Annotated in this window: 19 protein-coding genes and 1 tRNA gene; 10 read left to right on the top strand and 10 right to left on the bottom strand. The window is 38.4% G+C overall.

What is annotated here, in order from left to right:
- Positions 1-16: 16 nt before the first annotated feature.
- The 3 genes from RM552_RS04800 (at position 17) to RM552_RS04790 (ending at position 3,266) form a co-directional block, all read left to right on the top strand.
- Positions 17-1,105 carry a DUF3080 family protein gene (locus RM552_RS04800; RefSeq protein WP_311367638.1) on the top strand — a complete coding sequence of 363 codons (1,089 nt, stop codon included), beginning with the start codon at positions 17-19 and terminating at the stop codon, positions 1,103-1,105.
- Positions 1,106-1,243: 138 nt separating this feature from the next.
- Positions 1,244-2,014, top strand: a complete 771-nt coding sequence (locus RM552_RS04795) for a class II aldolase/adducin family protein (RefSeq protein WP_311367637.1) — start codon at positions 1,244-1,246, stop codon at positions 2,012-2,014.
- 76 nt (positions 2,015-2,090) lie between these two features.
- Positions 2,091-3,266, top strand: coding sequence for a mandelate racemase/muconate lactonizing enzyme family protein (locus RM552_RS04790; RefSeq protein ID WP_311367636.1), 1,176 nt, complete (start codon positions 2,091-2,093; stop codon positions 3,264-3,266).
- 145 nt (positions 3,267-3,411) lie between these two features.
- Here the strand turns inward: RM552_RS04790 and RM552_RS04785 are convergent, their stop codons facing one another.
- Positions 3,412-4,290, bottom strand: coding sequence for an amidohydrolase family protein (locus RM552_RS04785; RefSeq protein ID WP_311367635.1), 879 nt, complete (start codon positions 4,288-4,290; stop codon positions 3,412-3,414).
- An 8-nt stretch (positions 4,291-4,298) separates the two neighbouring features.
- Positions 4,299-5,042 carry an SDR family NAD(P)-dependent oxidoreductase gene (locus tag RM552_RS04780; protein ID WP_311367634.1) on the bottom strand — a complete coding sequence of 248 codons (744 nt, stop codon included), beginning with the start codon at positions 5,040-5,042 and terminating at the stop codon, positions 4,299-4,301.
- Between the two features lie 156 nt (positions 5,043-5,198).
- Between RM552_RS04780 and RM552_RS04775 the strand changes: the two genes are divergently transcribed.
- The gene (locus tag RM552_RS04775) at positions 5,199-6,182 is read left to right on the top strand and encodes an SGNH/GDSL hydrolase family protein (RefSeq protein WP_311367633.1); all 984 of its coding nucleotides are present in this window, start codon (positions 5,199-5,201) and stop codon (positions 6,180-6,182) included.
- 14 nt (positions 6,183-6,196) lie between these two features.
- Here RM552_RS04775 and RM552_RS04770 read toward each other — a convergent pair.
- Positions 6,197-6,273, bottom strand: a tRNA-Val gene (locus RM552_RS04770).
- A gap of 65 nt (positions 6,274-6,338) precedes the next feature.
- Entirely contained in the window at positions 6,339-7,406 is a 1,068-nt protein-coding gene (locus RM552_RS04765; protein WP_311367632.1) for a patatin-like phospholipase family protein, read from the bottom strand.
- A 248-nt stretch (positions 7,407-7,654) separates the two neighbouring features.
- Here RM552_RS04765 and RM552_RS04760 point away from each other — a divergent pair, with 248 nt between their 5' ends.
- The 5 genes from RM552_RS04760 to RM552_RS04740 are packed head-to-tail and all read left to right on the top strand — an operon-like array spanning position 7,655 to position 10,471.
- Positions 7,655-8,041, top strand: coding sequence for an ACT domain-containing protein (locus RM552_RS04760; protein WP_311367631.1), 387 nt, complete (start codon positions 7,655-7,657; stop codon positions 8,039-8,041).
- A 39-nt stretch (positions 8,042-8,080) separates the two neighbouring features.
- Entirely contained in the window at positions 8,081-8,431 is a 351-nt protein-coding gene (locus RM552_RS04755; protein ID WP_311367630.1) for an ArsC family reductase, read from the top strand.
- Positions 8,424-9,551, top strand: a complete 1,128-nt coding sequence (dapE, locus tag RM552_RS04750) for a succinyl-diaminopimelate desuccinylase (RefSeq protein ID WP_311368278.1) — start codon at positions 8,424-8,426, stop codon at positions 9,549-9,551. The genes RM552_RS04755 and dapE overlap by 8 nt, the downstream gene beginning before the upstream one ends.
- A gap of 14 nt (positions 9,552-9,565) precedes the next feature.
- The gene (locus RM552_RS04745; RefSeq protein WP_311367629.1) at positions 9,566-10,270 is read left to right on the top strand and encodes a M15 family metallopeptidase; all 705 of its coding nucleotides are present in this window, start codon (positions 9,566-9,568) and stop codon (positions 10,268-10,270) included.
- A 12-nt stretch (positions 10,271-10,282) separates the two neighbouring features.
- Positions 10,283-10,471: a DUF2897 family protein gene (locus tag RM552_RS04740; protein WP_311367628.1), complete on the top strand. Its 189-nt coding sequence runs from the start codon at positions 10,283-10,285 to the stop codon at positions 10,469-10,471.
- Between the two features lie 29 nt (positions 10,472-10,500).
- Here RM552_RS04740 and RM552_RS04735 read toward each other — a convergent pair whose 3' ends face one another.
- The 6 genes from RM552_RS04735 to pgm form a co-directional block, all read right to left on the bottom strand.
- The gene (locus tag RM552_RS04735; RefSeq protein ID WP_311367627.1) at positions 10,501-10,824 is read right to left on the bottom strand and encodes a heavy metal-binding domain-containing protein; all 324 of its coding nucleotides are present in this window, start codon (positions 10,822-10,824) and stop codon (positions 10,501-10,503) included.
- Positions 10,805-11,248 (bottom strand): HIT domain-containing protein, encoded by a 444-nt coding sequence (locus RM552_RS04730; protein ID WP_311367626.1) that lies wholly within the window; start codon positions 11,246-11,248, stop codon positions 10,805-10,807. Before RM552_RS04730 ends, RM552_RS04735 begins: the two co-directional genes overlap by 20 nt.
- Positions 11,238-12,287: a succinylglutamate desuccinylase gene (astE, locus tag RM552_RS04725; RefSeq protein WP_311367625.1), complete on the bottom strand. Its 1,050-nt coding sequence runs from the start codon at positions 12,285-12,287 to the stop codon at positions 11,238-11,240. The genes RM552_RS04730 and astE overlap by 11 nt, the downstream gene beginning before the upstream one ends.
- A gap of 42 nt (positions 12,288-12,329) precedes the next feature.
- Positions 12,330-13,646 carry a putative bifunctional diguanylate cyclase/phosphodiesterase gene (locus tag RM552_RS04720; protein WP_311367624.1) on the bottom strand — a complete coding sequence of 439 codons (1,317 nt, stop codon included), beginning with the start codon at positions 13,644-13,646 and terminating at the stop codon, positions 12,330-12,332.
- A 145-nt stretch (positions 13,647-13,791) separates the two neighbouring features.
- On the bottom strand, positions 13,792-16,233 hold the full coding sequence (locus RM552_RS04715; RefSeq protein WP_311368277.1) for a glycogen/starch/alpha-glucan phosphorylase: 2,442 nt from the start codon (positions 16,231-16,233) through the stop codon (positions 13,792-13,794).
- 265 nt (positions 16,234-16,498) lie between these two features.
- Complete coding sequence (gene pgm, locus RM552_RS04710; RefSeq protein ID WP_311367623.1) at positions 16,499-18,133, bottom strand: phosphoglucomutase (alpha-D-glucose-1,6-bisphosphate-dependent); 1,635 nt, start codon at positions 18,131-18,133, stop codon at positions 16,499-16,501.
- Between the two features lie 366 nt (positions 18,134-18,499).
- On the opposite strand from pgm, the gene RM552_RS04705 reads away from it, so the two are divergent.
- Positions 18,500-19,408 (top strand): AAA family ATPase, encoded by a 909-nt coding sequence (locus tag RM552_RS04705; protein ID WP_311367622.1) that lies wholly within the window; start codon positions 18,500-18,502, stop codon positions 19,406-19,408.
- Position 19,409: the final 1 nt, after the last annotated feature.

Here is a 19,409-nt window from a genome sequence, read left to right as displayed (position 1 = left end):
TTTTTGTACAATATAAATGCTCGTTACTAACGTAAAACATTTCACCGTATTATTGATTTTATTTTTTGTGTTTGTTGTAACTACGGGCTGCTCAAAGCAACAACAGATTGAAAATGACTTACTCGCTTATCAATCACGATTAAGTGGTTTTACGGGTATTAAAATACAACAACAAAATCAAGTAAGTGCCCAACTTAATGCACCATTAAAAAACTCACTTAAACAAAATATTGAACAAATCTATATCAACCTGAGGGAATTGTATGCACTGCAAGATTGCACACTTAATCAAGTTGTAGCCCAGCGCAACACTGCCCTAGGAAAAATGCAGTTACCTTCAAAACGCTACTCATACGAAATTGCCTTACTTGAAGAATTAGCCAATTGTAAAGCACAACTCCTTGCAAAAGGAGACGGAGAAAATGTTAGTTCGATACTCAATCAGTTGGAAAATTGGGAAAAACAAAAAAAGAAACAACTCCCCTTGGTTTGGTCTAATTTTATAACACAATCAGACGAAATCTATCTCCATATTAGTAGCACATCTTCATATATAAGTGGCGATGAGGAAGACAACTTTATTGCCAGCAAACAAGCTTGGAAGGCATTGTCTGGGCACATGGAAGTTTTTATAAGCTTTCAATCTTTCAGGGAAAACATAGATAAATTAGGCTTACCAAGCCCGGAGAAAATCGAACAGCATCTGCAACAATTGGATCAATCAAGACTTTTAGCTCGAATGTGGAAAACACAATTATTGATGACAAATCTGTTAAATAATACTACACCATTATTAGAAGAATACCTTTTAGCAAACACTTGTAGTAACTCAAAACAAGCGGATGATATTGTCATTATGCGCAATATATTCACCATGTTTTTCGCTGAAAAAATTCAATCTTTGGCGGCGGAGTTAAATAAATATCACTATCAGATAGCCCCCTTAGTACTCCCATTAACTGAATCGGATATATTACCAAGCTCATATAAAGACTATTTGAAACGTCAACTTGTAACAAACCACAATGCGTATAAATCAGCGATGAAAATCCATATAGAAAGTTGGCAACAAATATTTGCTCGTTGTGCTCAAAAAAATATATAGGCGTGCTGTTTAAAAACCATTGCCCTTTATTTTACATATAGGCAAAATATTTAATTATTATCGCGTTATTAAACTACGACGTGTTATTATTTTTTTAATCAAGGTACACAAAAAAACAAGTTAGGAAATGAGTTGCTTATGTACAGTATTCCCGCATTGGATGTAAAAAAACACGTATCAGAACAAGAGTGGCAAACTCGTGTAGAGCTCGCAGCTGCGTACCGCTTATTGGTTATGCATAACTGGGATGATCTGATACACACTCATATTTCAGCTCGCATACCCGGTACAGATGATTTGCTCATTAATGCTTTTGGTTTGTGCTTTGAAGAGGTCACCGCCTCAAACTTAGTTAAAATCGATATTCATGGCAACAAACTTGATACTGATTGTCCTTTTGATATAAATCCAGCGGGATTTACAATACACAGCGCTGTACATATCGCTCGGCATGCAGATCAATGTGCTTTGCATCTTCATCATCCTGACGCTATCGCTGTTGCCAGCCACAAAGACGGTTTATTGCCTCTTAGTCAATACTCTGCTTTTGCCCTCGCTAGCTTGAGTTATCATAGTTACGAAGGTTTAGCAGTAGAGCAAGACGAAATAAAACGCCTTCAAGATGATTTAGGCACCGCTAATTTTATGTTGTTACGTAATCATGGCGCGCTTACGATGGGGAAAACAATTGGCGATGCGTTTATGCATATGTACGATTTATTATGTGCTTGTGAGATTCAAGTGAAGTTGCAACATTCAATGAATAACTCACATCCTGTAGATCAGGCTATTATCGATGGTATTAAGGCACAAGCTAATGTCGTCCATACTGGTCAAACAGGCGGCCAAAAAGCCTGGCCTGCCATGATGCGAAGAGTGAAACGCACATATCCTGATTTTGATACCTAATCTAGTCATATGAACTTATTGTCTATCCCTAAGCGTCAAAAAACTATTACCCTTAACCTATAGAAACCCAATAATTATGAAAATAACTCACGTAGAAATCTTCGATATACACTGTCCTGAGCGTCCTCCATGGAATCCAATTTTTGTACGTATACATACTGATGAAGGTATTCATGGTGTAGGTGAAGCTGGTTTGGCTTACGATTGGGGCCATAGCGCGGCGGCGGCTATGATAAAAGAAATCGCTGAAGCCGTATTAGTTGGCTTTAATCCGTTCAATACAGAATTATTGTGGTCACGCATGTTGAGAGAGAGCTTTTGGGGTCTAGGCGGTGGACCGGTGCTATATTCGGCTATGAGTGCTATCGATACTGCTTTATGGGACATAAAAGGCAAAGCACTTAATGTACCTGTTTACCAGCTCTTAGGTGGTAAAACAAATGACAACTTGCGTACCTATGCCAGTCAATTACAATTTGATTGGAGTCAAGATTGCGTAAAAATGTTAAGCCCAGACGATTATGCACGTTCTGCCGCAAAAGCGATGGCAGAGGGATACGACGCGGTAAAAGTTGACCCCATAGTCTACGATGAGAATGGTGATTCTAGCTTTGATCGCACCAAGCTATTTACCCCCAAACAAATGAAGCTATTTGGTGATCGACTCAGAGCCATACGTAATGAAGTGGGTGATGAAGTAGATATCATTTTTGAAGCTCATTCACTCATGGGGTGCGCGTCAGCCATTCAAATGGGAAGCGTGATTGAAGAAGTTGGATGCATGATGTTTGAAGAACCGGTCAATTATTTGAACTCTGCTGTTCATAAAAAAGTGGCAGAAAACGTCAAGGTGCCGATTGCTGGGGGTGAACGCTTGTATCACCGATGGGATGTGCGACCATATTTTGAAGATCAATCTATTGATGTGTTACAACCGGATGTCGGCTTATGTGGTGGCTTTACTGAAGCAAAAAAAGTGTGTGACTACGCCGATGTTTATGACATTCGAATTCAAGCGCATGTTTGTGGCGGCCCCGTTGCTACTGCAGCGGCGCTTCAACTTGAAGCAGCTATACCTAACTTTTTGATACATGAGCATCACACCTATGCAATTAAACATTGGAACAGGGAACTATGCTTACAAGACTACCAACCAAAAGATGGATTCTTTAAAGTGCCCGATTTACCGGGAATTGGCATTGAGCTAAATGACGAAATCGTTAATCGTTCACAAAAAGTCACAGTGAAATAAAGGACTATCTATCAAGTAAAAAAGGTGTCTTTCATAGCAAAGGCCCCTCTTTTTATAGCTTTAAAATTCAAAATTAATGCTCATAAAGCAAATTTTCGCCTTTTCATAAAGTCTATAAATTGCGTTAATTACCCGCGAAAATCGTCTAATTGTCGCTAAATCCATATATTTTTTTCGCATTGGCATAAATTAACATATCAGTATCTACGTTTAATTCATTACAGACTCTAATTATCGTTTGCCAATATTCTACATAGCTATGTTTTAATAGTATTACAGGAAAGTTACTTGCACACATGATTCGCTCTTGCGGAAATATGCTGGTTAGTATAGCCATACATTTTACTAAATCCCTGTAATGATAGCTTGTACAGCTCATTTCAAAACCACTGAACTTAACATATACGTTTTTATGCTCAGCGAATTTACGCATGTTATTCTGCCAAAATGTACCGTTGTCATCTGCAGACAAATCTGGTTTGCCGGCATGATTAATCACCCATTTTATGTTTGGTGTCTGTCTAATATAGTGGTGGAGCAGATCAAAACTCACCTCAAGATTTGCGTTAATCTGACATTCAAAAACATAGTGTCCTGAATTAATTTCAGCTATGTTTGTTTGCGTGTTCATGTGACCGAGGATAACATTTACATCTTCATCAAGAATATGTCTAAACCCTTGTAAAGATTGGAATTGTTCACATGCTATTACATTGGATTTAAAATCTTCATGTGTTTGTGTTAAATCACAACAAGCAATTGCTTTATGTCTATGCTCAAAAGTATTTAGCCAAGCTAATTCAGTATCTGCTTGTTCATTATTAAAACCTGCTTCAATGTGCACATAGCCTGACAAAAACATTTGATTATTGAGCACCAAATCTTGCGGACCAAAATTTTTTGCGATTAGATCTTTATTTTCCCAATTTGGCTCATTATTTGGCTGTAACCATGCGTATCGACCTTTTTCTAAGTCAAAAAAATGTACATGGGGATCAATAACTTTAAAGATATGATTAGTCATTCGTAGAATTAACCTGTGGTGTAACCACCATCTACTGCATACAAAGCACCAGTAATAAAACTAGCATCTTTACTGGCCAAAAATAACGCAAGTGCGGCAACATCATTTACGTGCCCTATCCGGCCTAAGGGCTGCAAAGCAGCTTCTTCGGCATGAACACGCTTTTTATCAGCGCCAGATTTTTCACAATAAGCATCAATCGCTTTATGGTATAACGGTGTTTCAACGGTTCCAGGGCAAAGTGTATTTGCTCTAATATTGTCTTTCGCATAATCCAAGGCTATTGTTTTTGCCATTGAAGCTAAAGCATGTTTTGAAATGTTATAAACGAAAGAATTTGGTTTGCCAACGCTAGATTGATCAGAGCCTATAAATAGAATAACCCCATCTTGCTTTTGCTTCATATACGGTATCACGGCCCTACTAACAGAATAAGCCCCTTTTACATTCAGGCTCATCACTCGATCGAAATCTATTTCCTGGGTATTTTCGATATTTGCTGAAAAGTGCATGCCTGCATTAGACACTAGCACATCGATAGTTTGCGATGATGCTATTGAATCCACGACTTGTTTAACTGCGTCATGGTTTGTTATATCACAATGCCTGTAATGAATGTGATCATTCTCATCATGATTTTCAGCCATTACAATATCTAAATTAAAGACTTCATACTGTTCAGCAGCAAAACGCCGCGCAATCGCTAAGCCAATGCCCGATGAAGCGCCTGTTATAAGGACGGTTTTTGTCATTCTTCAAAACTGTGTAATTAGAGTTTAGATAAGTATGCTTGAGATTGTTTTGAATCGCCAGAAATTATCTTTAATAGTCAACATAGCATGTACAAACATTGCGTTTTAATACATACTCAGATAAGTACACACAACAATAAAAATAAAGGAAAAATGATGCTTAAGCATATACTTTGTATTTTCGCTACACTTTCAATATCACTCCCTTCATTGGCCGCTCCCATTACTGATATATTTGTTATCGGTGATAGCACCGCTGACGCTGGTAATTTAAGTAACGACCCTGCGTTTCAATTACTTCTTGGTCAACCTGGACAACCCGTGCTAAGTGATCCGCCGTTTTTTCAGGGCCGCTTATCTGACGGACCAAATTTTGTCGATGTATTATCTCAGTATCTAGTTGGAGATATGACAAACGCCTCAGTTTTGGGTGGTAATAACTATGCATATGCTGGCGCTGTGACTAGCGGTACTGTATTAGGTTCTGCACCACTAGCACCTGATATGCTGTCTCAAACCAATAGTCTTATTGCTGCTCAAGGCAGTTTTGATGAAAATGACCTGGTTGTTATAAGTGGTGGATTCAATAATTTCTTCGTAAACCAAGCATTGGGAAATCCACTTACCGATTTTGAGGTTGTGACACAAATATTAACGGATATGTCTAATATCGTCACCAGTTTAGGTTCTGTAGGTGCAACACGTTTCCTAATAAGTTCCGATACGTCTGTAGTCAATAATTTTCCTGTAAATTTATTTCCCGGCCTCTTCGACATAAATCTATTAGATTATTCAAGTCTTGTTGGTTTTGCAGCTATCAACCCTCAGATGTTTGGCTTTAATCCTTTTGGAGCTCCAAGTTGCTTCATACGAGACGCCCAAGGCAATATCTTTACGTTTGATCCGAACACTTTTAACCCGTTTGGTGACATAGAAGCACAATATAATGTGCCAGGCACATGTTTAGATTTCGGTTTTGATACAAGTGACTTTTTATTGTTGGATGGCACTCACGTCACTAAAAACGTACAAACATTTATTGGTAATCAGGCCATTAATTTAGTACCGAGCCCGTCATCTGCGTTGATTGTTCTAATTGGACTGGTTGCGATTGGACTTCGTCGGAACGTTAAAAAGTAATAACATAGGAAACGTGGTGCGCCTACCCTGACTCGAACAGGGGACCTCTACCATGTCAAGGTAGCGCTCTAACCAACTGAGCTATAGGCGCATTTTGCTGTTTAATGCGGCGCGTATAATAGCTAGTGCCCGAAATATACGCAAGTGCTTTTTGTATTATCTTTTCAGATTTATAGGCTGTATCAAATCAGCTAAGGATTGTTTTTCTGCTGCTTCTAAAAATGACTCGGCTAATCGGTCTGATTCAGCAATTACTTTGGTCCAATATTTAATCCTGTCTTGAGCTGGCAAATATTTAAAGTCATTCCGGTCTGGGATTTTTCCGAAAGGCAATTTGGCGACAAAATCATCACTCGGTGCAAGCATTAACACATTGTCGTAACTAGATTCATGACAGCTTCTAGACTTTAACGACTTATCGAACCAGCCGGGAGTAGGTTTTGAATAGAAATGTGGGTACAACACCAAACCTGAGGTTTCTATCTGCATATCGAAATGATAATCGATAATACCGCCGTCTCTAAACATGCCGGGCTTAGCCCCGTTGATATCCTTTACGCCTTCTATTACTGCAGGTATAGAGCCCGATGCCATTAATGAAGTTAAAAAATTACTTTCATTTAACTGCACATTTTCAGTAATAAACTTGTGTTTTTCGCTAAAACTAAATGCTTTGTTGCTCGACGAAAAAACAATTCGGGTAAAACTTTTATTAAGCTGTTCTCTAGATTGGAAGTTGCGCAATGCAGCGAGCATCAAACCCGAATATTGCTTCAATTTAGATTCGCAGGCTGTCAAGCCGTGGCATCGTGCCACCACAATATGGACGGTTTTATTGACGCAGTTTAAAACTTGCTCTACCCCATTCTCTCCCATCATTTCACCCAATAACACACTTCCCTTTTGCGTGATTTCTTGCACGCTAGGTTTTTCTGAATAAACCGTGTTTGAATAGCCCTCAGCTAAGCGCGATATAGCCGCACCAGGATTATCTTGTGCAAAACAAGCTGCTCTGAAGGCACCCACCGAGCTACCGATGATATCAACATGATGTGTCGATTTATGCATGAAGTCGTTAAACAATACTTTGTCGAGCCCAGTGAGGACAAACCATTTAGGTCCGCCACTAGCACCTAATACTGCGCTAAACATCTCAGGTGTAAAGCCATTTTGTTTAATGTATGCGAGGGCTTTTGGTCCAGCATAAAATGATAAAGGAGACATAAGTATTTATAATTTCTTTTTTTGTGAATTATGCAAAGAAGATAAAAAAAGTTCAAATAATATTAAATGATGAAGTGTTAGCATTAATAGCTATATCTAAGCTCTTATCAGCTTATAATTGATTGTATTCTAAGCAATCTCAATTTGTTATACTTTTCAAAAATTTAGCGCGTTAACCTAACGTAACACACATACTTATCCACAGATAAAGTGGATAAAACTAATTTTTTCAATATCAGGACGATTCAATGTCTAAACAAACTTTGCGAGTGCTATCAAAGACGTTTGCAATCCATAGCCTTGATGAGAATAGTAATATTCCCTCCTCCGTATTCAAATGCGATATTTATTTTATTGGAAAAACTGAAGACGAGCTATCATTGGTCGTGCCTCAATCTTTATCTATTCCTGCAATTGAAACCGATTTCGATTGGCGTGTCTTAGAAGTATTGGGCCCATTAAATCTTTCCTTAGTGGGGATTATGTCGGACATTAGCGGAGTATTGGCCGCAGCAAAGGTGAGTGTTTTTATTGTATCTACATTTGAAACTGATTTTGTGTTAGTCAAGCAAGAACAATTAACCAACGCGATTAATGCTTTAAAAAAAGCGCGATATACAATAATCGAAGATTAAGCAAAAGACTCTGAGCAAAACTAAAGCTAAAGGATAAATATGACTAAAATGTTCGGTATCCCCAACTGCGATACTATAAAAAAAGCAAAATCATGGTTACAAAAAAACAATATTTCCTTCGATTTTCACGATTACAAAAAACTCGGTGTAGACGAAACCGTATTGCATGACGCTATTGATAATTTTGGACTGGAGCTAGTTCTAAATAAACGCGGAACTACCTATCGAAAACTAAGCGATGAGACTAAAGCTTCAATTAATTCAGACAATGTTGTGGGTCTGTTAACAGAACATCCTTCTATGATTAAGCGCCCTATTTTATTACACAATAAAAAGTTAATTATTGGGTTCAACGATTCAATTTATCAGGAATTTTTTGGCCTTGAATGATGTCATTGCGTTAACTAAAACACTTATTAATAAAAAATCCATCACGCCAGACGATGCTGGATGTCAAATACTATTTAAAGAATTATTGGCTGATATTGGCTTTACTAATGAAACTATGGTGTTTGAGGATACAACCAATCTATGGTCTCGCAAAGGCACAAAACAACCTGTCTTTTGTTTTGCTGGCCACACCGATGTAGTGCCTACTGGTCCAATAGACAAGTGGCAAAGCCCTCCTTTTGAAGCCACTGAAAAAGACGGCTTTATTTTTGGTCGTGGTGCTGCAGATATGAAAGCAAGCCTAGCTGCGATGATGGTGGCGACTAGACGATTTGTGGAAGACTATCCAGCACACAAAGGCTCCATTGCTTTTTTAATAACAAGCGACGAGGAAGGCCCATTTATTAACGGTACTACCCGAGTGATAGACACGCTGGAAGAACGAAAAGAAAAAATTGACTACTGCATTGTAGGTGAACCCTCGAGTACAAATCTAACGGGGGATGTAATAAAAAATGGTCGGCGAGGTTCGCTTACCGGAACGTTAACCGTGCATGGTATTCAAGGACATGTTGCCTACCCACATCTTATAAAAAACCCAATTCATCTGGTAGCCCCGGCAATAAGTGAATTGGCAGAGACTGTTTGGGATAATGGTAATGCGTATTTTCCAGCGACAAGCATGCAGATATCTAATATTCATGCCGGTACTGGCGCAACTAATGTTGTGCCAGGGAGCATTGAAATAGTGTTTAATTTTAGGTACTCGACAGAGGTCACGGCTGAACAACTGCAACAAGGTGTTGTAGACATATTGGACAAACACCAACTTCACTATACTATCGGATGGATAAAAAACGGCTTGCCTTTTATTACAGCTGAAGGAAGCTTAATTGCTGCAAGTCAAGAAGCTATAGCGGAAACGCTTGGCATTGACACCACATTATCCACTGCTGGAGGGACGTCGGACGGGCGCTTTATTGCGCCTACTGGTGCTCAAGTCATTGAGCTTGGTCCTGAAAATAATACCATTCACAAGATAAACGAATGCGTTAACATAGAGAATGTAAAAAGTTTAGAAAAAGTATATTACGCAATATTAGTAAAGTTACTTAGCTAGAGGCTATAAGGCTAATGCCAAACGACAAAAACTCAGAGTACTTAAACGTCTCATCATCACAAATAATGGGCTTAACAGAGCAGCATTTAACGCCTCTAATCGGTCCACATAAACTCCATCGTATTACAATAGATGCATTTTTATCTATGCAAAAAGCAGCAGCTTCAGAAAATATAGATATTCAAGTATGCAGTAGCTTTAGGAGTTTCGATAGACAATTGAGTATCTGGAATAAAAAATGGAGGGGGGAATTACCATTGCTCAGCCTCAATGGCGAAGTACTAGATACCGCAAATCTAAGCGATGAACAAAAAATTCATGCTATCATGCTTTGGTCAGCTCTACCTGGCGCGAGTCGACATCACTGGGGAACCGACTTTGATGTTTACGATAGAGCTGAAGTGACCCGGCGAAAACATCAATTTGAACTGGTACCCGCAGAGTATGAAAATGGCGGCCCTTGTGCAGAATTAAGCAATTGGATTAGCGATAATGCAGCCACGTTTGGTTTTTATTTACCTTACTCAAAATATACAGGCGGAGTTGCTAGAGAACCTTGGCATTTATCCCATAAAATGGTGGCTAACAAAATTATCAGTGATTTTGATCTAGACTCACTGCTTATACTATTGAAGAAATCCGAAATTCTGGGTAAAGAGCAAATATTGAAACAATTGCCCGATTTAGTTGAACGTTATACATACAACAAAGGCCTTTAAAAGGAATATACTATGCAGTTAAGCTTAACTTGGGTAATTGTCATTATTGTTGTGGTTTTTGCGGTGATTATTAGTAACATCACCCTGCTTAAAAAAAGTAATAAACCGTTTGAGTTTTCTGATGCATATGAAAAACAAAAAGAAGCTGAAAAGAACAAGAAGCCCGAAGATGATCAGGATAAACCTTCAGGCTTGATTTAAGTTTACTTTGTTATGTATCGGCTTTTTAGTTATTGACTTACTTTAACTGCAGTTCCGCTAATACTGACCATTAGCATACTGCCATTTTGACCCACAACTTCATAATCTAAATCAACGCCAACCACGGCATTTGCGCCAAGCATCATGGCTTCTTTTTGAATTTCATCAAAGGCAATTTTTCGAGCTTTGGTTAATTCTGCTTCGTAAGCGCCCGAGCGACCACCAACGATATCCCTTATTGAAGCAAACAAGTCTTTAAAAACATTTGCCCCCATTATCGCTTCACCTATCACAATGCCGTAATAAGCTTCGATTGTTTTTCCTTCAACATTATTAGTCGTAGTAATAAGCATTCAAGTCTCCTTGGTTTAGTTCTTTTAATGTTGTACAAATTAGCCCTTTGCGCTTTTCAAAATCAGGCGGGGAATATGGTAATGATTTACCCTTCCCCCAAATAGGGCCAGGCCATGTATCATCATACTCAAATCTAGCAACATGGTGTATATGCAATTGTTTCACAATGTTACCAAGCGCGGCCACATTTAATTTATCTGGCATAAACGCAACTTTTAATGCTTTACATACCCAAGCAGAAATTTGCAATACTTGAAGTTGAACATTCCAGTCTAAATCATCTACATCATAAACATCTTTATATTCTGGCACCAAAATCAACCAGGGGTAACGACTGTCATGAATGAGTCTAATTTGAATATGATTGCATTTTACCAGTAAGGTAGAGTCGCTTTTTAAACGATGGTCTATTTCAAAGCTCACAAGGAATTACCGTTAATAAAGCGCGTTGACCAATCGCCACTTCTGCATTTGGAAAAACAATCGCTTCGCCGTTATGAGTTGCATTTATAGGCGTTCCGTTTTCAATTGCCAATACATCTCCTTTATCAAACTCGGTAAAATTGGCAATATTCTCACTAAATCCTAGCGAAAAATTTTCATGTTCCCTATTTATCACCTGATTAACCTTAAACACTGTAATTGGGCAATCGTTATAGTGCTTTAGTAACACTTGTTCTTTGCTCAACAGTGCAATTAATTGTTTCTTAACCGCGCTAAAGTTGCGCATATCGTTTTCACCAAAGGGCTTTACTTTACCCAATTCGACAGTGAATGAATGAGCATGATGATAAAAAGATGAGTAATAACTAAAAGTGCCCGTTGGTGATTGAGAAAGTAATATAGTGTTAACGTCACAAGCAGACAAAAAAGCCAACTGTTCTAAATCATATTCTCGCCCATGTAAAAAGGGATATACCGCAAATTTTTCATGTTTAGAGGGACGAATAGCGGTATGCAAATCATAATGGATTTTTTCCGATTGCGGCCCATTAAAAAAACTGTCAACAATATGTTTAATGGTATCTGCTCTGACTTTTTCGTATGTATTTAATAAAACCGGCGCATTTGTTCTGACAAAAAGACGATTAAGGTTTTCATCGATAAAGCGAACGCCTTTATTCATTGCATCTATATTACCAAATATGAATAAGATACGGTGTTTACTTAGCAGACTTTGATTTAAAATTTGCGTTACTAACTGACTACAAATTTCAATGGGGGCGGTCTCATTACCATGAATGCCGCATGATAAAACGATACTTTTTGCATGTTTATCGACGGATGCTAAATTGATTCCAAGTATTCCGTTAGCAAGCAAGCTAACATGCGTTCCATTTTCTAATAAAAAGGTAAATGTGTTGGAATCTAAAGTGTAGCGTCGGCTAAAGTCTAAATAATCGTTGCTAATAAGTTGTTTAATTGACTGACGAGAAACCCCAGACAAAGAGAGTAATTCCACGCAAATCTCCGTAAATCGAATCTACGAAGTATGGTAGCACCTTTAACTTATTTTTCGAGCTTCTTGATGAATAATTTTAGAGAAGTGCCCTACTCTTAATAAGTTAAGAAACTCGCTCAAAGGAACTGCTTCAGAAAATAAAAAGCCTTGCCCTTTATCAACACCCATAGATTTTAGCAATTCAAGTTGCTCAACTGATTCTATGCCTTCTGCATAAGTTTCGCATTGCTTTGCGTCACAAATTAGTTTTGTCGCTTGAACAATCGCGCAATTTACTGGGGAATCCTGTAACGCTAAGATAAAGGCCTTATCAATTTTGATGGCACTGAGCTGCAGATCGCGGATAAAACTCAAATTAGAATACCCTTTACCAAAATCATCCATCGAAACAGATATTCCCATATCGGCTATGTCTGCTAATTGGCGTTTAACCAACAGAGAATTCGATAAAGCAACGTCTTCTGTAAGTTCAATTTCAAGCAAGTGGGTTTGAATATTATATTTATTTACTAATAATCTGAGCGTGCTAGTCAAATGTTGGTCGTACAACTGTGTAGGTGATAAATTAACGGAGATTTTAATTTGATGACCACACTCATGAATTTTTGCAAGCGCAGCCAAAGCATGATCGATAGACCAATAGCCAAGTTCGTTCATCATGTTATATGACTCGGCCGCTTTTAATAGTGTACCCGGAAACACAACGCCGTCTAATGGATGATTCCAACGCAGCAAGCATTCACCGCCAATAATACTGTAATCGTTTAAGTCGACTTTTGGTTGAAAATATAGTTCAAGTTCGTCTTTTGCGAGTGCTCTTGTTAGATCTGCTTTTAGTGTCAGGCCTCGTCCGGTCGCCTCATTAGTGTCGTCATTCAATAGAGTGAAATTTTCATGTCTATTAGACTTAGACTTTTTTAAAGCCGTTTCAGCCAGGGAAATAATTGTATTCACACTGGAATCGGGGTTTTTCCGTATTGCAACACCTACATTAAAATCTGCAATGAAAGCTGTATTATTCACGCTTAATGGTGTTTTAAAGTGGTTAAACAAGTGTTCATGTTCTGCGCGCATACTACTTGCACTTATGTTATTGGTAAACACAACACCAAATATATCACCACTGATTCTGCCAATTGCCATGGCATTGTCATATATCAAGTTAATACGATTTACGATTTGTAAGAGAAGATCATCACCTGCTTTATGGCCAAAAGCAGCAGATACGTCAGAAAAACGCATTACGTCTAACAACATGAGACTAAACCGTTTCTCGCGCTCAGCGATACTAGAAACTATCTCAATAAAATGATAGCGGTTTGGAAGTTCATTAAGATGTTGAATGTGATTAGGGGCCATCAAAAAGTAATTGTCCTCGACTACGTTCCCCTTATATATCGGTGCATTCACACAATACTTTATTCAAAAAGGCAAAAAACCGACTTAAATTCAGTCGGTTTTTTTAGGATGTTCGTGATTACCTGTTTTTTATACCGATGCTTAGTTATTTATCAACTGTACAAGGGTCTAGCTTCCATATTCTTTCAACATAATCCTTAACAGAACGATCCGAAGTGAATTTCCCCATTTTAGCCGTATTTAATATTGCCATTTTTGCCCATTTTGCGGAATCACCATACGCTTCATCCAACGCAATATTTGCTTCACAGTATGAATCATAGTCAGCTAAAACAAGGTAGGGATCACCACCTTTAAGCATGCTGTCTTTTAAGCTTGAGAGCGCGCCAGGTCTGCCAGGTGTAAAGTAGTCACTATCTAACCAGTCAAGCACCGCTTTTAATTCACTATTTTTATAATAGTAATCATACGGTTTGTAACCCTTACTTTGAAGTGCAGTTATTTCCTCAACAGTATTGCCAAAAATGAATATGTTGTCTTCCCCTACTTCTTCAGCAATCTCAATATTTGCACCGTCAAGTGTGCCAATAGTCACAGCGCCATTTAACGCTAATTTCATATTACCAGTACCTGAGGCTTCTTTACCAGCAGTGGATATTTGTTGTGAAACATCAGCAGCGGGTATCATTTTTTCTGCCAATGAGACTCTATAATTCGGTAAAAAAACGACTTTAATTTTTTTATTTACGCGTGAATCATTATTAATCTTGTCAGCAATCTTATTAATCGCATAAATAATAGTCTTAGCTAGCGTATACCCTGGCGCCGCTTTAGCACCAAAGATAAACACTCGCGGATGCATGTCATAATTTGGGTCCTCTAACAAACGGCGATATAAAGCCATAATGTGCAACAAATTTAGATGTTGGCGCTTATATTCATGCAATCTTTTAATCTGAATATCAAAAATAGCTTTTGGATCTACCTTAATACCAGTAAGTTTTAGTATTTCGTCCGCTAATATTTGCTTATTTTTTTGTTTAATTTTCATAAACTGGTTTTGGAAAGTTTTATTGTCGGCTAATGCAGAAATAGCATCAAGTTTATCTAGTTGCAAAGGCCAATCACTTCCAATTTTTTTACTAATAAGGTCTGACAATAATGGATTGCAGGCTTTGAGCCAGCGACGTGGTGTTACACCGTTGGTAACATTTGTTAATTTTCCTGGATAAAGTTGGTCGAATTCAGGAAATAAATTTTGTTTGACTAATTTTGAATGGATTTCTGCGACACCATTTACTGCAAACGAACCAATAACCGAAAGGTTCCCCATACGAACCATCTTTTCGCCAGCTTCCTCAATAATAGAAAGTTTGGCCTTAATTTTATTATCACCTGGCCATTTATTTTCTACTTCTTGCATAAATCGATGATTAATCTCATAAATAATCTCTATATGCCTAGGTAGAATTTTTTCTAACATTCTTACTGGCCACTTTTCTAACGCTTCTGGCAGTAAAGTATGATTAGTATATGCAAAGGTTTTGGTTGATATTGCCCAAGCACTGTCCCAATCTAATTCGGCTCTGTCTACTAGTATCCGCATCAATTCAGGAATTGCTATTGCCGGATGCGTATCGTTTAGTTGCACAACAACTTGCTCTGCAAAACGAGACCAATCGTCACCGTGAGCTCTTTTATATCTTCTAATTATGTCTTTAAGGGAACATGCACTGAAAAAATATTGCTGAATTAACCGGAGTTCTTTACCAGCTTCAGTTTCGTCATTGGGATAAAGTACTTTAGAAATTGTCTCTGCTTGTATGTTCTCGCGTTGAGCATCAACATAACCTCCCGCATTAAATACATCCCAATTAAAATATCCAGAAGATTTACTTTGCCATAAACGCAGCACATTTACTGTGCCACCACCATACCCAACTACAGGAATATCCCATGGAACGCCTTGTACGATCGATCCTGGGTGCCATTCTTTTTGAATTTTCCCATCATCACCGTACTTAGTTTCAACATAACCATATAGCGAAATTTCTTGAATAGATTCTGGCCGACAAATTTCCCAGGGATTGCCGTAGTCTCTCCAACTATCAGGCCGCTCGATTTGCCCCCCATTTTTAATTTCCTGTCGAAAAAGACCGTGTTCATAATGAATACCATAACCGATCGCAGGTAAGTCCATAGTGGCTAAGGAATCAATAAAACATGCTGCTAATCTTCCTAATCCTCCGTTACCAAGCGCCATGTCGGGTTCTTCTTCTAGTACGTCACTTAAACTTACGCCTAATTCTTGTAAGGCAGTATCTGCGGTTTCGAATAATCCAAAATTTTGCATATTATTTGACAACAGCCGACCCATCAAAAATTCTGCAGAAAAATAATGAACTGCTCTAGTATCATTTAAATAATGCGTTTTTTGTGTGCTTCTAAGCCGCTCTAACACTAACTCTTGAATAGCAGCGCTAACCGCTTTAAACCATGCGTGATTATCCGCTTTGTTTTCGTCAGTGCCTAACGTAGAGTGTAAATGCTTAATCACAGCTTGTTTAAAGACATTTTTATCTAGCATGTCTTCTAATATTGGTGATTGTGCACCTACAGTTTTTTTGGTGGTTTTAGCTTGTGTTTTCATAGTATTCCAAAGGACGTTCAACTTGCCCGAAGTTTATTACAGCAAAACGGACAACGCCAATGGGTAAAAGCTAAAACATACGTATGAATGTAAATATTTTGTTAATTTTTAAGACTGATTTGAAATATCAATATTATTTATCCGTATTTTTTACATTAATTACTATATTTATTAACATTTACATTACAAATAAGCATTTTTCTTAGATGATTGTAGAAACCAACTCTTCCGCTTCACAGATGATTTTAGTCAAATGTGTATCACCCGAAAAACTTTCAGCATATATTTTGTAGACATCTTCGGTACCTGAGGGTCGAGCCGCAAACCATCCGTTTTGAGTGCTTACTTTGACACCACCTATGGCCGCGTTGTTGCCAGGAGCGTGGGTTTGAACTTTAGTGATTTCTTCGCCCGCCATATGACTTGCCTTAATGTCTTCTTTGCTAAGAGCAGATAGCTTTTTCTTTTGTTGCAAAGATGCAGCCACATCGATTCTGGTATATACAGGTTTACCAAACTTAGCGGTCAAAGCCCGATAATGCTCAGCAGGATCTTTACCCGTTTTTGCTGTCATTTCGGCAGCTAATAAACACAAAATAAAGCCATCTTTATCAGTAGCCCAAGTATCACCTTGCTTATTTAAAAATATCCCACCCGCTGATTCTTCTCCAGCGAACCCAATGGTTTTATTGCTAAGCCCCTCTACAAACCACTTAAATCCTACTGGCATTTCAACTAGCGATCTTCCTAAACTATCAACAACCCGGTCTATCATTGAACTCGAAACTAGCGTTTTACCTATAGCTGCCGTATTTGGCCATTGATTTCGATGTTGTGCTAAGTAGTTTATGGCGACCGATAAATAGTGATTAGGGTTCATTAACCCACCTGTAGGGCACACTATGCCGTGTCGGTCAAAATCTGGATCATTACCAAATGCAATGTCAAATTTGTCTTTTAGGTCAATTAAGCCTGACATCGCATAAGGAGAAGAACAATCCATTCTTATTTTGCCATCTCTATCACATGGCATAAATGAAAATCGTTGGTCTAAACTATCGTTTACAATTTCTATATTTAAGCCGTAACGCTCAGCGATACGATCCCAATAATGAATACCTGAGCCACCCAAAGGATCAGTTCCCAAAGACAAACCTGCTTGTTTTATTACATCTAGATCGAGTACTTGGTCGAGTTGTTCGATATACAAGCTAGCAAAATCTTGCTCCTTAATAAACTCAGACGACATTGCTTGAGAAATGGGTATGCGCGCAATTGGTAAGTTCTGGGCGATAATTTCATTTGCTCTATTTTGTATCGCAGTTGTAACAGTCCCCTCGGCTGGACCGCCATGGCTCTGGTTGTATTTAAAACCGCCATCTGTAGGCGGATTATGAGAGGGTGTTATAACTACGCCATCGGCGTAATTCTCACTACGATTACGATTGTAATGAACAATTGCGTGAGAAATAACAGGTGTAGGAGTAAATCCGTTATTTTCTTGAATAACGACATGAACTGAGTTGGCTGCTAAGACCTCAAGAGCGGTTATCAATGCGGGTTCTGATAAAGCATGTGTGTCTTTACCTATAAACATCGGACCGTAAATACCATTTAACTTTCTAACTTCCGCCAGCGCTTGGCAAATTGCTGCAATATGTACATCATTGAAGCTGCCAATAATAGACTTTCCTCGATGACCTGACGTACCAAAACTCACAGCTTGGCTGATATCTTCAACATCAGGAATAACACTGTAGTAATCGCTAACAATTTTTGCGACATTAATTAATTCTGATTGTGGAGCTTTTTTGCCAGCAAGCGGATGAACGGACATATCAATGATTCCTAGTATGATAATTGAAATTATTATGCGAAAACTTGGTGTGTATTCATTATGCCACTAAAAATTAAGACCTGTTAATTATTAATATTCACAATGATATACCATTTGTGAATTGTGACACATTAACGCGCTGCGCTTTAAAACAAAATGCACTAAAATATATGCTTCTTTTAGCTATACTAAGGTATGCTAAATAATAAGTTAAATGGATACAAAATTGGCTAGAATATCGGTCAGTTAAGTTAATTCAAGATTTTGATTAAGCTGTCAATAAGCAAAGTCGACAAAAGACCAAACCATGTGGATATGCACACTTGTGTTAATTAGAAGTGTCAATAATTATAGGAAAGCCATTGCATGCGCTCCGACATCGCAAAATGTATTGAACAAATTAGCCGAGCGATTAAAGGCAAAGAAGACACTATTGAGCTAGCGCTGGTTTGCTTGTTGGCCAAAGGACATTTGTTACTTGAAGACCTTCCCGGTATGGGGAAAACGACCTTGTCAGAAGCGCTAGCAAGCGTATTTGGACTCGACTTTGCACGATTACAATTTACTTCAGATTTATTACCAGCTGATATTTTGGGCGTCAATATATTTGAAAATACCAGTCAAAGTTTTAGTTTTCACAAAGGCCCCATATTTAACCAACTATTGCTGGCCGACGAAATTAACCGTGCAAGCCCTAAAACCCAAAGTGCATTGTTGGAAGCGATGGCAGAAAGGCAAGTCACAATAGATGGCGTAACAAGACCTTTACCGTCGCCGTTTTTTGTAATAGCAAGTCAAAACCCACTTCATCAATCAGGGACGCATCCTCTACCAGAGTCGCAGTTAGATCGTTTTAATATGCAACTATCAATTGGTTACCCGGACTTTGATTCTGAAAAAGCAATGCTGAGTGAACATGACGACAAACCCAAGTTAGCGACGATCATAAGCCTAGAACAATTGACCCTGTTGCAAGAAAAAGTGGGTAACGTTAGTGTTAGTGAAGATGTATTGAATTATATCTTGAATTTAGTGAAGGTTAGCAGAGAGTCGGGTGATTTCCCCAATGCAATTTCTCCACGAGGCTCTAAAGCACTGTACAGAACAGCTCAAGCAGCTGCGTTTGTTCGTAGAAGAGATTTTGTTACTCCAGAAGATGTACAACATGTTTTGCAGGCTGTTTTTGAACATCGTTTAAGAGGCCAAATGAATTCTCCTACAGCGACAACCTTTAGCGACCATCTTTTGCAACAAGTCGATCCAATGGCTGCATAAG

Source organism: Glaciecola petra (assembly GCF_031846345.1).
Lineage (GTDB): Bacteria > Pseudomonadota > Gammaproteobacteria > Enterobacterales > Alteromonadaceae > Glaciecola > Glaciecola petra.
The sequence above is the reverse complement of the archived record's forward strand: the minus strand, read 5'-3'. Positions and strand labels throughout refer to the sequence as shown.